Source organism: Anaeromassilibacillus sp. An250, assembly GCF_002159845.1.
GTDB lineage: Bacteria > Bacillota > Clostridia > Oscillospirales > Acutalibacteraceae > Anaeromassilibacillus > Anaeromassilibacillus stercoravium.
Genome location: NZ_NFJK01000001.1, coordinates 48406 through 61963 on the forward strand (window position 1 = coordinate 48406; position 13558 = coordinate 61963).

Below are 13558 nucleotides of genomic sequence, written 5' to 3' on the forward strand. Positions count from 1 at the left end.
TTTTGAACCTCCCTTTACAAAATATCCAACAGGAAATATCACTTTTATGATAGATTTTATACTGGATTCCATACGGGGAAATATGATAAAATCGGATCGTAATCTTGAAATTATTGATAAAAGAAGGGATTCTATGATTAGCAAAAGCCAAGTGGTCGTCCGTTATGCGGAAACGGACCAGATGGGCATTGTACACCATTCCAATTATCCGGTTTGGTATGAAATCGGCCGGACGGACCTCATTAAAGAGACGGGCATCACGTATTCGGAATTGGAGCGCATGGGGGTAATGACGCCGCTTGTGGAACTCAGCTGCCGGTACATCGGAGTCGCCCGCTATGAGGACGTCTTGACGGTCGAAACATCCATCGCCGAATTGACCCCATCCAGAATCCGTTTTGCCTACCGCGTCTTCAAGCAGGGCGAGGACAAGCCGATCAATACCGGCTCCACCCTCCACGCTTGGGTCAACGCCAAAACGTTCCGTCCCATGAGTATGAAAAAACATTTTCCAGAGCTTTATCAAAAGATGGAAGCCATCAAAGAACCATAAAACTGTCCAATTTAAAAAGTTTGGCCCTCCCTTCGTGGACGATTTCCACAGAAGAGAGGGCCTTTTTGAATACAACTTATCCCCAAAAAGCGAGTATTCGCAACTTAGCTGGCAGATTTCATATGCAGGCGTAGACGGTCGCTGATCATTGCGATAAATTCCGAATTGGTTGGCTTCCCGCGCGTGTTGTGGATGGTATAGCCGAAATAGCTGTTGAGAATATCGACGTCTCCGCGATCCCATGCAACCTCGATCGCATGGCGAATGGCGCGTTCTACGCGGGAGCTGGTCGTGTCGTATTTCTTTGCAACACTTGGATAGAGCTGCTTCGTCACCGCATTGATAATTTCCGGTGTTTCAATTGCCATGATAATGGAGTCACGCAGGTAATGGTATCCTTTGATGTGGGCGGGAACGCCGATCTGGTGCAGAATTTCCGTGACTTGGATTTCCAAAGATGGCTCCGATTCCGGTTGAAGGGCACCTTCCGTCAAACCAACAATCTGAACGATGCGTTCTGCAAGTTCCGATGCATTAAACGGAGAAACCGCAAAATACGCAGCGCCGGAGGTCATCACTTCACGCTCTAAAGTCGGGCTGGTAAAATTGGAAATTATTACAAATAATGGCTTTTGATGTCCCAATTTGTCCGCCGCATGCATCACACCGATGCCGTCCAGACGGGGCATGAAGAGATCGGCAAGGACCACATCGGGGTGGATTGCTTCGATTTTCTCCAGCAATTTTACGCCATCTTTTTGCGTATAAATCAATTCCATCCCGGAATCCTCCAGAACTTGGCCGCATTCTTGCTGAAATTCTACACTGTCATTTGAAACCAATACCTTTAACCGCTTTTCCATACGAAATCCCCCTAATAGATTGATTGTGCTGATATAATACCATATATTGGTAAAATTGGCAATAGCTTGTAAAAATATTTTTCTTATTAGGGGGAAATATACTCTGGAAACATTCGTTTACGCAGCAGTTGTTTCTACCTCTCCCAACACGCTCTGACAGGTGCCGAGCATGTTCTCTGCAAAAATCCCATATCCGCGTGTCGGATCATTGACAAATACATGGGTAACGGCGCCCACCAATTTGCCATCTTGGACGATCGGGCTTCCGCTCATCCCCTGCACAATGCCTCCGGTGGTGCTCAAAAGGGTGGGGTCCGTAATCCGGAGGACCATATTTTTGCTGCTTTCCGTATGGTGATAACTAATTTTTTCGATCACAGCATCGTAAAACTGCGGCTCGCCGCCGTCCACAGTGGTCAAAATCTGCGCGGCCCCGGCCTGAACTTCCTGCTTCATGGCAACGCAGACCGTATCCCCGGCCAGCTTTTGTTCTTCCACAGCGCCGCTATTCAATTGCCCGTAGACCCCCTGATTGAGATTGGCGTGCAGTGTCCCCATGGGGACATCCGTATTGAAATACCCGCGCAGCTCTCCTGGGGCGCCCTTTTGTCCCTTAACCACGCCATTGATGGTAACAGGTACGATCTCCCCGTTGCGCAGGGGCATCAGCTCGGTGGTATCCGTATCGCAGATTCCATGGCCAAGTCCTGCAAACTCCTGCGTGGAGGGATCGTAAAAGGTCAGCGTACCAATTCCCGCCGTGCTGTCGCGGACCCAAAGGCCTGCCTTATAGGTCCCATCTACTTTGGAGCGGACTGGAAGAAGCGTCGTCTCCATAGATTCCTGCTCGCGCAGAAAAGCAATTTTCACAGGCTTTCCCGCGCTCTTTTCCATCGCCTGTGCGATTTCTTCGTTTCGGTTAACCGGATGCCCATTCAGAGCGGTGATGATGTCGCCCGCTTCCAATCCGGCGTCCGTCCCGGGATTCGCCGTTCCATCTTCCCCTTGGATATCTGCCACGCCGACAACCATCACACCATTGGTAAACATCTTGATCCCAAACGGTGTGCCGCAAAGCGCTACTTCCCGATCTTCCACCACCTTTACGTCCACGGTTTTAACCGGAACCGTGTGAAAGAGCATTAACTCCGCACGATAGGTCTCGTTCGACGAAGTCGCTGTCCCCGCTGGCAAATCGCCTTCATTGTAAGGGTCTTCCAGGGAAATCCACTGTGAATCCCACTGCAATTGGTTTCCTCGTTTCACATAATATTCGTTCGGGGTAAAATAACGCGCAACGCCGACCATACTCACCAAAAGACCGGTTGTCACGGTCAGCGCAAAAACCAGATATTTCCCATAATGTTTCCTTGACGGTCTCATTGGTCTCACCTCCTTCGACGCCGCCTGCCGGCTCTTATCCGAACCGGCATCTCTTACTTTGCCTCGCTGCGTGAAAGATATGTTAGCAATATTCTTTTATTCCGTCACAATTTGGCAAAGCGGCGCAGGTTTACGGCATTCTCAGGAGGTTTTTGGGTGGGATTGGTTTTGCGGGAAAGAGAAGGTACATCAAAAATCCCTGCCATTTTACAGGAATTTCTGTAAAATGGCAGGGATAATCTATCCAAATTTCAAATTTTTATAAAAGCTTGACCGTAAAGGTGAAGACTTTACTCTCTCCCGGCTCCAATACGTTTAGATACCGTTTATGGGTAAACACGTCGTCCTCATCCTTGGCCGTCGCGCATCCCGCCCAGGGCTCCAGCGCAACAAGCGGCGCCTCCCCCAACGGCGACCAGATGCCCAACATCGGATAGCCAGCGAAATCCATCTCTACTCCCCGGCCCGAAACACGGCTGACCACCTTCACCTTGGTGGATTGAAGCGCATCAAATACCAGCGCGTCGTTGACAAACAAATCGTGCCGCAGGGAGATCTCCCGCTCCCCGCGCAGAACCGTATGGCGCTTATTGAAGTCGATCAAACCTGTCTGGATGTCAATGGTCGGGCAATCGGCCGTCTCCTCTTTTTCGAACAGGATGCGGTAATCCTCAAAGCGCTCCCCCGGAACCAGCGGGCAACGGAATCCCGGATGGCCGCCGATCCCAAACGGCAGCTCCTCATCCCCCCGGTTAAACACCGCAAATTCCGTTGTAAGTCCGTTTTCGATCAACCGGTAAGTGACCCGCAGTTCAAAGACAAACGGATATAGCTTTCTTGTCTCCTCTGAGTCTTTGAGGGAATACGCAATAAAATTTGCGCCGGAATCCAACACCGAGTGCTCCAGATTGCGGGCAAACCCATGGCGCTTCAGCGCATAGGGCTTTCCATTGATAATCGTTGTCCCACCGCGTACGTTTCCCACGGTAGGAAACAGCACCGGCGCGCGGCTGCTCCAAAATGCAGGGTTCCCCTGCCAGAGGTATTCCGTCCCCTCCGCATTTTTGAGGCTCATCAGCTGGGCACCCAGGGACTCGATCTCTGCACTGGCCGTTTTGTTTTGAATCTTTGTGCGCATATACTTCCTTCCCCTTTCTCTAATTTCGCGCGTCTTTTGGGCGGCCGGAAAACGCCCCATTACACGTCTTGTCCCTCTTATTGTATCATTCTCCTATAGAAACCGCAATCCTCTTTCTCAGTCCATAATCCCATGTGTTTTGAAAAGCGCCAACAGATGTGCATTCATCAGCTTTTTTCCCATCATTTCCTTAAACTGATACGAATGGGTCTTTCCATCGATGCGCATTTGTTCCAGTTTCGGCCCTAAACGCCCCTGCTCCTCCAAAACCGCTTCCAAGATGTCTTCAAACTTGGCCAATCGTTCGATTGCCGTCCCACTGTAGCCGAATTCCGTGCGCTCCACTGCGGCGGGCTCTACCCGCCAAGGGCTTTCAGGGAGTTCTCTCTTGGTCAATCGCTCCATGTTGTACCATCCTTTCAAACGTACGACTTCTAACCCGGCAGGAATCAGGATCCTGCTGGGGAAGCTTCTTCAAAATGGAAATCCCCCAGCCAAAGCCGGGGGATATATCTATTGCAATTCTCGCTTTGCCTTGATCTTTTTATAGACGACAATCCCAATATAGAGCAGTAAAAAACCTGCCAATATTGCCACTAGCGTGGCTGTCTCTCCAGGACCGCCCATCTTTACCTCTGCCCAGAGGGAATCCAACAGTAAGCTGGTTTCCTCCGGAAGGTTGACAAACACCTCGGAATTGTCCAGAATCTCCTGCGGCGGATAGAAAATCGGGTTCTCTACGGTCTCCTTCGGAAGCAACTCCTTTGCCGCCGATTCCGGGGTTGAATAGCCGATGTAATCCACATTTGCGGCGGCAATCTCCGGATCGCAGAGGAAATTGATGTACTCTTCGGCCTCTTTTTTATGAGCAGCCCCTTTTGGGATGCAGAGTGCATCCACGAAGAAGTTTGTCCCCTCTTCGGTGGGAATCGCAAAACCGATGTCTGGGTTATCCTCCACAAGCGTGGCCGCATCTCCCGCGTAGTACGGCGCCAACCACGCATCGCCGTTCGCCATCTTATCAAAGATCTGGTCCATCACATATGCCTGCACCAACGGCTTCTGCTCTTTCAGCAGCATGGCCGCCTCCTGCCACTCGCGCTCGTCCGTGGAGTTAAAGGAATATCCCAGCAGTTTCTGCGCAATGCCAAAGGAATCCCGCGGGTTGTCAAACATCAAAATCTTTCCTGCATATTTTTCATCCCACAGGATCTTCCAGCTGTTGATCTCTTCTTTCACATAGTTCTTATTATAGAAAATTCCCACGACACCCCAAGTGTAAGGCACGGAATATTCGTTGGTCGGGTCGTAATCGGGATTGCGGTATTGCTCGTCAATGTACTGGAAGTTGGGGATGTTATCGAAGTCCAGCTTCTCTAAATACCCCTCTTCGATCAGCTTGGAAACCATGTAGTCCGAAGGGATAATCACATCGTAATTGGCCCCGCCGCCGGCCAGCTTAGAATAGAGGGATTCGTTCGTATCAAAGGTGGTGTAGTTCACGTCAATCCCCGTGCGGCGGGTGAATTCCGCGTTTACATCCAGCGTCCCTTCCACGCCGTTGGAGATGTATTCCCCCCAGTTGTAGACATTGATGGTGACGCCACGCTTCGGTGCAGCCGGTTCCTCTTCCTCAGAGGAAGCCCCAGCAGGGACGGACATGCCCAGCAAAAGGAGCGCCGCCGCAAAAAGAGCCAGAAAACGCTTTTTGAAACTCACGATTCCAGGCCCTCCTTTCTCTCCTGCGCGCGCTTGTCCCTTGCCTGGCGCAGATTGACAATCACCAGCAAAAACAAAACGGCCACAAACAGCAAGGTGGAAAGTGCATTGATCTCCGGGCTTACCCGCTTCCGGGTCATCGAATAGATATAGATCGGCAGCGTCTGGGTGGTGCCGCTTGTAAAGTAACTGATGATAAAGTCATCGATGGAAAGGGTGAAAGCCATAATCATGCCAGTCACAATGCCCGGCATAATCTCCGGAAGGACCACCTTGAAAAACGCCCGCCGCGGATCACAGCCCAGATCCTGAGCCGCTTCATAGAGGTGCGGGTCCATCTGCCGCAATTTTGGCAGGACGGACAGCACCACATAGGGCGTACAAAACGTAATGTGCGCCAAAATCAGGGACAACATCCCGAGGGAAAGCCCTCCCAAGCTTTGGGCCACAAAGACGAACAAGAGCATCAGGGAAACGCCTGTTACAATTTCCGGATTGACCATCGGAAGGTTGGTGACATTCATCATCATGCGGCGGACCCATTTGTTGCGGATCCCATTGAGCCCAATGGCCGCAACCGTGCCAAGTACGGTCGCTACCGCGGCCGCAACAACCGCAATGATCAGCGTATTTTTGAGCGCATCCATAATCATGCGGTCTTCAAACAGACGGGCGTACCACCGCAGCGAGAAGCCGGAAAATACCGAACGGCTCATTGTATCCGAATCGTTGAAGGAGAAAATAATCAAGACAAAAATCGGCGCGTATAGGAAAAGAAAAACCAGGAAGGTGTATACTTTCGATGCAACTTTCATATCATCAGCCCTCCCCCGCGCGTTTCGCCGTCGTCGAACTGATTCATGATACCCATACAAATCAGGATGAGCACCATCAGCACCAGGGAAATAGCCGACCCCAAATTGGGATTGTACGCGCTTCCAAGGAATTGCATGTCGATCAGGTCGCCGATCAACAGGTTTGATCCGCCGCCCAGCATCTTGGAGATGATGAAGGTGCTCACTGCGGGGACGAACACCATCGTAATCCCCGAAATGACGCCTGGCATGCTGAGCGGGAAAATCACTTTCGTGAACACACGGCGTTGGTTGGCGCCGAGGTCCTGCGCCGCCTCGATGACGGAATGGTCCATCTTGGCCAGGGCGGAATACAACGGCAGGATCATATAGGGGATATAGTTATAGACCATGCCCAGCACCACCGCGCCGGACGTATTGATCATATGCAGCTTTGGCAATCCCAGCGTGGCAAGCGCCGTATTGATGATGCCGTTGTCCTCCAAGAGCGTCATCCACGCATAGGTGCGCAGCAAAAAGTTCATCCACATGGGCAGCATCACCAGCATCACCAGTACGCTTTGCACACGTGCGCCGGTGCGTGAGATGATATAGGCCAGCGGATACCCCACCAGCAGGCAGATCCCTGTGGCGATTGCACCCAGCCAAATGGAGCGCAAAAAAAACATTGGAATACTGTCCTACAGCTGCGATATTTTCCAGCGTGAACCGGCCGCTTTTATCGGTAAATGCGAAAATCACCACCAAAATCATGGGGACAACAATAAAAATAGCCATCCAAATTCCATATGGGATGGAAGCGGTTTTAGATCTCATCCTCTTCTTCCGCCTCCTCCCTCTGAGACGCAAGGATATCCTCATCCATCTCATCGCTGAACGTCGTATAATCTCCGAACATTCCGGAATATTCCGATTTTTTCATGATATGGATATCGTCGGGTTGTAAAAGCAAACCGATCTTACTGCCTTCCTCCTGGAAGTCGGTCGATTGAATCATCCATTTAAACCCTGCGACATCCACAATGATCTCGTAATGCACGCCCTTGAACGTCACGCTGGTCACCACACCGGAGAGGGGGCTCTCGTCCGGCGCCACCACATCGATGTCCTCCGGGCGGATGACCACATCCACGGGTTCGTTTTTCGCAAACCCCTTGTCCACACAGCGGAACCTTTGCCCCGCAAACTCGGCTAGATAGTCGTCAACCATCACGCCGTCCAAAATATTGCTTTCCCCGATAAAGTCTGCCACAAACGCGTTCTTTGGCTCGTTATAAATATCCTGCGGAGAACCGATCTGCTGAATCTCTCCTTTATCCATCACCACGACAGTATCGGACATCGAAAGCGCCTCTTCCTGATCGTGTGTGACAAAAATGAAGGTGATTCCCGTCTGCTGCTGAATCTTTTTGAGCTCGGCCTGCATATCCTTGCGCAGCTTGAGGTCAAGCGCGCCCAGCGGCTCATCCAGAAGAAGAACCTTCGGATGGTTTGCCAACGCACGGGCAATGGCGACGCGCTGCTGTTGGCCACCGGACAGGCGATTGACATTGCGGTGCGCAAAGCCATTCAAATTGACCATATTCAGCATGTTCTTCACGGTCGATTTGATTTCCTTTTCACTTTTGCCATGGACCCGCATTCCAAACGCCACATTGTCATAAACATTCAAATGCGGGAACAGCGCATACTTTTGGAAAATGGTGTTGACCTCGCGCTTGTGCGGTGGAACATCGTTGATTTTCTGGCCATTGAAAAAAACATCGCCCTGGTCCGGATGAACGAAGCCGCCGACAATCCGCAGGGTCGTGGTCTTTCCACATCCCGACGGACCAAGCAGGGTGACAAATTCGCCTCCCCGGATACGGAGATTGAAATCTTTCAGAACGGCCTCGCCATCAAAGGAAACGGCGATGTTTTTTAATTCGATGATTGGTGTCTCTCCCATTGGAAAAGTGCATCCCCTTTGCGGTAAAATTCGTTGCGTGAAAGCCGGAACAACGATTAAAATGATTCACGGTACTAAACGCAAGCGCAGCCGTGCCGTTCCCATTGCCCTCCGCAAAGGATTTTTCACAATCAAACATGACTGCGGCAATGAAGCGAGGCTGACGGTTCGGGAATGCCGGCAACCTGCCCCATCCCCTCCGGCCCCATACAAACGCCGCAAAAGCAGGCACCCTTCGCAGGACGCCGCGCGGACATTTGCATCGCGCCGTATTAGATGCAAACGCAACGAATCTAATATAGTAGTAAAACCGTCATTTGTCAATATATGATTGTATTTTTCTGTAAAATTCGCGGATTTTTTAAATTATCTTTTTGATTTTTCGAAATCCTTCGATTTTCTTGTCTATTCTTGCGGATGTACGTTTTCAAATCTAAACATTATGTGAATAAACACCTTTCCGATTCACCAGCCAAAAAGGATTTTTATGTCCCGATTGTATTGAAACTTTGCGAGAGCGTATCCTCTCTATTTTTGGCCTACCAACTACCTTTTATTAAACATCTTTTATCTGGATAAATGACCAAATGAACCGCGCTATGCAACCTGGAAATCAAGACGCAAAAAAGCCGAGTACAAATTGTACTCGGCTTTTACTGGTCGAGGTGAGAGGATTTGAACCTCCGGCTTCTACGTCCCGAACGTAGCGCTCTACCAAACTGAGCCACACCTCGATGGCTGCGGAAGAAGGATTCGAACCCTCACAAACAGAGTCAGAGTCTGCCGTGCTACCATTACACAATTCCGCATTATGAAGTTGTTCACAATTCACTCTCTTTTGGAAAACCCCTTTGGAGCGAATCGCCTTGACTATTATATGACACCGTTTCAAAAAAAGCAAGTCTTTTTTTAAAAAAAATGGAAAAAATTTTTTAAGTCTACGTTTTCTGCTGTTCGGAGCGGTTCATTCCTCTTCTTCCGCTGTACTTGACCGGCCAAACTTCTGCCTCGTTACAGCCAAGCGTTCCTCACGCTTGGCTGCAACAGACATTTAGTTTTTTCGCCACGCGCATCAAGCGATAGATCTGCAACATTTCCGCCAACGCACAGATCTTATCCGCACTGCTGACTACAAACGATTCCCGATATTTTGGAACCTTCCGCAGAGTCAAAGGCCACATATGTTTCACAATAATGTCCTGTTCGACCTCGGTCAACGCACAAATCTGGCTGGCATTGCGCAGCGCCGCCTCCGGATGCGTAAACCCATGCAACCCCTGGTGGCTTCCTTTTTGGTGCCAATCATAGAGGAACAGGTCGTGTAATAGTCCTCCCCGCGCTGCCGCACGAAAATCCCATCCCATGCGCCGGCAAATCAGGAAACTCACATATGCCACAAAAACACAGTGCTCCAGACAGTTGATATCCACATGCTGGCTGACATTTCGCATGGCCTGCACACTGGGCGTATCGATCAAATCCGCAATGCAAGCACGAAAAAGCATTCGATTGCTGCTATTCCACATAGATAAAAACTCCTTTTTAACAAAGCGACCCATTCGCGAACATTTCTATTATACTACATTGCCTTGCAAAAAAGCTACTTTTTTTTGCCGAATCTACCCCGTGCAATTTTTACCAGAAAGAGCCCGCACTTGCCAAATTCTCCGTTGCAGTCTACAATAACAGTAACTTTGTAGCAGGGAGGAACTTCTTTTATGAAAGCAGTTGTCCAACGCGTCAAGCGTTCCAGCGTTACAATCGACGGAAAAATGGTTGGGGAAATTGGGCAGGGGCTGATGGTCCTGCTCGGCGTATCGGAGGAGGATACGGAACGGGAATGCGATTATCTTGCGGATAAAATTGCAGGGCTGCGCATCTTTGAAGACGGCGCAGGCAAAATGAACCGTTCTCTGTTGGATATCCAAGGCGAAATGCTGATTGTTTCGCAGTTTACTCTTTGTGCCGATTGCCGGAAAGGAAGGCGGCCGTCCTTTGTCCGCGCAGCGCGCCCGGAAAAGGCCATCCCCCTTTACGAGCGTTTTATCGCGCAGATCCAGGCGCAGGGAATCCGCACCGCCACCGGTGAATTTGGAGCGGACATGCTCGTCTCCATCGAAAACGACGGCCCCGTCACCATCCCGCTGGATACGGACGAGATCATGCCGAAGGGAAACGGCTCTCATTTGAAATAGACAAATTTTGTATTGTTTTTCTACTGTCTATTGACTTTTTTTCGCAATCTTGGTAGAATGAAACAAACTTCCTACCCCAAGGAGTCTTTCCGCGGGCGAGGATGGACCAAAACACAAATACGTTCTGATTTACGAGGGAGGTTTCCCGAGAAAGAAGGCGGTTGTTATGACTGAAGGATCAGGGTAGCTCCGCGCTTTTTTGCGCGGAGCTTTTTGATTTCTGGGAGGAAACGATATGGAAAAGCGTGTAGCCTTAATCGGCATCGTGGTGGAGGATATAGAGAGCGTCGAAGCGCTCAATCATATCCTGCATGAATACGGCGACTATATCATTGGGCGCATGGGGATCCCCTACCGCTGCCGTGGGATCTCTATCATCAGCATTGCTGTGGACGCCCCGATGAATGTCATCAGCACTATTTCCGGCAAACTGGGAATGCTCAAGGGCCTCAGTGTCAAAACCATCTATTCAAAGGCTGGGCAGGCAGAATGACCTATACACGTGAACAATTGGAGTCGCTTCTCGCATTGGAGGATTTCCATGACATCTACGCACAGGCAGATGCGCTCCGCCGGGAAACGGTGGGCGATGTGGTTCATATCCGCGCACTGCTGGAGTTCTCCAACCACTGCAAACGGCTGTGTACCTACTGCGGGCTGAATGCGACCGATCAAAAGCTCTCCCGCTTTCGTATGGACCCCCGCGATATGATCGCCACCGCACAGGAAGCTGCCCGGGCGGGCTACAGAACCATCGTCCTGCAATCGGGCGAGGACCCCTGGTACACGCCGGATCGGATCGGCGACATCGTCAAACAGATCAAAAAAACCGGCATGGCCATCACACTGAGCTGTGGGGAGTTTCCGGAAGACGTCTACCAGTACTGGCGGGACTGCGGCGCGGACCGTTATTTGCTTAAACACGAAACATCCGACCCAGCGCTCTATGCCTCCCTGCACCCCGATAGCTCCCTGGACGCGCGCGTGGCGTGCCTGCGAACGTTAAAAAAGCTCGGCTATGAGACCGGTGGAGGCTTTATGATCGGGCTTCCTGGGCAGACGCTGTCTACGATTGCGGGGGATCTACTCCTCTTGCAGGACATCGGGTGCGACATGGCGGGGATCGGCCCGTTTATCCCCCATCCGGACACCCCCCTCCGCGATGCACCGCACGGCAGTACGGAACTTACCAAGCGCGCTGTGGCATTGGCGCGCCTGCTGCTTCCAAAGGCCAATCTTCCCGCTACGACCGCCCTCGGCGTGTTGGACGGCGCGCAAAAGGAGAACGTCTTCTCCTGCGGCGCCAACGTCATCATGCGCAAAGTGACCCCAAACAACCTCAAAAAGCTCTACCAAATCTATCCGGCGTCTTTTTCCGATGTGGATATCCGCACCGGCCGGCGTGAAACCGAAGCGGAAATCCGTTCGATGCAGCGGACGCCTGTATAATTTCAAATTTTTCTGTATGGATTTCAACTGATTGAAAGGAAGATGGAATATGTATAATCCAAAGTCCACCATTGCAACCGAATTTATCGACGATCAAGAAATTCGCGATACGCTCCGCTATGCGGACGAAAACAAAGACAACTTGGAATTGATCAACCGCTTGATCGACAAGACCGACGAACTCAAGGGATTGACGCACCGGGAAGCGGCCGTCCTGCTTGCCTGCGAGGACAAGGACGCGCTGGAGCGCATTTTTGCGCAGGCTACCAAGATCAAGCAGGAGTTCTACGGCAACCGCATCGTGATGTTTGCGCCGCTGTACCTCTCCAACTACTGTGTAAACGGCTGCACCTATTGCCCTTATCATAAGAAAAACGGCCATATCGCGCGCAAAAAGCTGACGCAGGAGGAGATCCGCCGCGAGGTCATCGCACTGCAGGATATGGGCCACAAACGCCTGGCGCTGGAAACCGGCGAAGATCCTGTCAACAACCCGATCGAATATGTGCTGGAGAGCATCAAGACGATCTATTCCATCAAACATAAAAACGGCGCCATCCGCCGGGTAAACGTCAATATTGCAGCGACCACAGTGGAAAATTACCGCAAACTCAAGGAGGCAGGCATCGGTACATACATCCTGTTCCAGGAGACCTATAACAAGGAGCAGTACGAAAAGCTACATCCCACAGGGCCGAAGAGCAACTACGCCTACCACACCGAAGCGATGGACCGCGCCATGCAGGGCGGCATCGACGACGTAGGATGTGGCGTCCTGTTTGGCTTGAACTTGTACCGCTATGATTTTGTCGGCCTTCTGATGCACGCCGAACACCTCGAAGCGGTTTACGGCGTCGGGCCGCACACGATCAGCGTCCCCCGCCTGCGCAATGCGGATGACATCGACGTGAACGACTTCAGCAATGCCATCTCCGACGAGCTCTTCCAGAAGATCGTGGCCATCCTGCGCATCGCCGTCCCCTATACGGGCCTGATCGTCTCCACGCGCGAATCGCAGCGCACCCGCGAAATGGTCATCAAATACGGCGTGTCCCAAATCAGCGGCGGCTCCCGCACCAGCGTCGGCGGCTATGCCGAGGAGGACCGCATGGAAGAGGATTCCGCCCAGTTCGAAGTGAGCGACCACCGCACGCTGGACGAAGTTGTCAACTGGTTGCTGAAGCTGGGCTATATCCCGAGCTTCTGCACGGCCTGCTATCGCGAAGGACGCACGGGTGACCGCTTTATGACCCTTGTGAAGGCCGGGCAGATTAAGAACTGCTGCCTTCCCAACGCCCTGATGACCTTGAAAGAATATGCAGAGGACTATGCCAGCCCGGAGACAAAGCGCCTGGCCCTGGAGATGATCGAGAAGGAAGTCCAGACCATTCCCAACGACAAAGTGCGCGAAATCGCGCTCAAGAATCTCCATGGGCTCGACGAGGGCCTTCGCGATTTCCGCTTCTAATCCCGTTTGCGTCTGGATTACAGCCGG

The 13558-nt window shown here is 51.5% G+C and carries 13 protein-coding genes, 2 tRNA genes and 1 pseudogene; 5 read left to right on the forward strand and 11 right to left on the reverse strand.

Annotated features, from left to right (window positions below):
• Positions 1-133 precede the first annotated feature (133 nt).
• On the forward strand, positions 134-553 hold the full coding sequence (locus B5F54_RS00235; RefSeq protein ID WP_087228835.1) for an acyl-CoA thioesterase: 420 nt from the start codon (positions 134-136) through the stop codon (positions 551-553).
• Between the two features lie 104 nt (positions 554-657).
• On the opposite strand, the gene spo0A is transcribed toward B5F54_RS00235, so the two are convergent.
• From spo0A to B5F54_RS00290, 11 genes and pseudogenes are all read right to left on the reverse strand, one after another.
• Positions 658-1416: a sporulation transcription factor Spo0A gene (gene spo0A, locus B5F54_RS00240; protein WP_087228838.1), complete on the reverse strand. Its 759-nt coding sequence runs from the start codon at positions 1414-1416 to the stop codon at positions 658-660.
• 117 nt (positions 1417-1533) lie between these two features.
• Positions 1534-2799, reverse strand: coding sequence for a SpoIVB peptidase (spoIVB, locus tag B5F54_RS00245; RefSeq protein WP_087228841.1), 1266 nt, complete (start codon positions 2797-2799; stop codon positions 1534-1536).
• Positions 2800-3058: 259 nt separating this feature from the next.
• Positions 3059-3937, reverse strand: a complete 879-nt coding sequence (locus B5F54_RS00250) for an aldose 1-epimerase family protein (RefSeq protein WP_172749473.1) — start codon at positions 3935-3937, stop codon at positions 3059-3061.
• Positions 3938-4054: 117 nt separating this feature from the next.
• Positions 4055-4342, reverse strand: a complete 288-nt coding sequence (locus tag B5F54_RS00255) for a hypothetical protein (RefSeq protein WP_087228846.1) — start codon at positions 4340-4342, stop codon at positions 4055-4057.
• A gap of 108 nt (positions 4343-4450) precedes the next feature.
• The gene (locus B5F54_RS00260; protein WP_242969600.1) at positions 4451-5656 is read right to left on the reverse strand and encodes an ABC transporter substrate-binding protein; all 1206 of its coding nucleotides are present in this window, start codon (positions 5654-5656) and stop codon (positions 4451-4453) included.
• Complete coding sequence (locus B5F54_RS00265) at positions 5653-6471, reverse strand: ABC transporter permease (RefSeq protein WP_087228849.1); 819 nt, start codon at positions 6469-6471, stop codon at positions 5653-5655. Before B5F54_RS00265 ends, B5F54_RS00260 begins: the two co-directional genes overlap by 4 nt.
• Positions 6468-7287: pseudogene (locus B5F54_RS00270) on the reverse strand (ABC transporter permease). Before B5F54_RS00270 ends, B5F54_RS00265 begins: the two are co-directional and overlap by 4 nt.
• Positions 7277-8419 carry a spermidine/putrescine ABC transporter ATP-binding protein gene (gene potA / locus B5F54_RS00275; RefSeq protein WP_087228852.1) on the reverse strand — a complete coding sequence of 381 codons (1143 nt, stop codon included), beginning with the start codon at positions 8417-8419 and terminating at the stop codon, positions 7277-7279. The pseudogene B5F54_RS00270 and the gene potA overlap by 11 nt, the downstream one beginning before the upstream one ends.
• 657 nt (positions 8420-9076) lie before the next feature.
• A tRNA-Pro gene (locus tag B5F54_RS00280) sits at positions 9077-9153 on the reverse strand.
• Between the two features lies 1 nt (position 9154).
• Positions 9155-9228: transfer RNA gene (locus B5F54_RS00285), tRNA-Gln, on the reverse strand.
• Between the two features lie 219 nt (positions 9229-9447).
• Positions 9448-9945: an HD family phosphohydrolase gene (locus B5F54_RS00290; protein ID WP_242969601.1), complete on the reverse strand. Its 498-nt coding sequence runs from the start codon at positions 9943-9945 to the stop codon at positions 9448-9450.
• Between the two features lie 192 nt (positions 9946-10137).
• Between B5F54_RS00290 and dtd the strand changes: the two genes are divergently transcribed.
• The 4 genes from dtd (at position 10138) to hydG (ending at position 13531) form a co-directional block, all read left to right on the forward strand.
• Positions 10138-10614: a D-aminoacyl-tRNA deacylase gene (gene dtd, locus B5F54_RS00295; RefSeq protein WP_087228858.1), complete on the forward strand. Its 477-nt coding sequence runs from the start codon at positions 10138-10140 to the stop codon at positions 10612-10614.
• A 235-nt stretch (positions 10615-10849) separates the two neighbouring features.
• A complete protein-coding gene (locus tag B5F54_RS00300; RefSeq protein WP_087228861.1) occupies positions 10850-11107 on the forward strand; it encodes a TM1266 family iron-only hydrogenase system putative regulator in 258 nt (85 codons plus the stop codon).
• A complete protein-coding gene (hydE, locus tag B5F54_RS00305) occupies positions 11104-12063 on the forward strand; it encodes a [FeFe] hydrogenase H-cluster radical SAM maturase HydE (RefSeq protein WP_087228864.1) in 960 nt (319 codons plus the stop codon). The genes B5F54_RS00300 and hydE overlap by 4 nt, the downstream gene beginning before the upstream one ends.
• A gap of 49 nt (positions 12064-12112) precedes the next feature.
• A complete protein-coding gene (gene hydG, locus B5F54_RS00310) occupies positions 12113-13531 on the forward strand; it encodes a [FeFe] hydrogenase H-cluster radical SAM maturase HydG (protein ID WP_087228867.1) in 1419 nt (472 codons plus the stop codon).
• Positions 13532-13558: the final 27 nt, after the last annotated feature.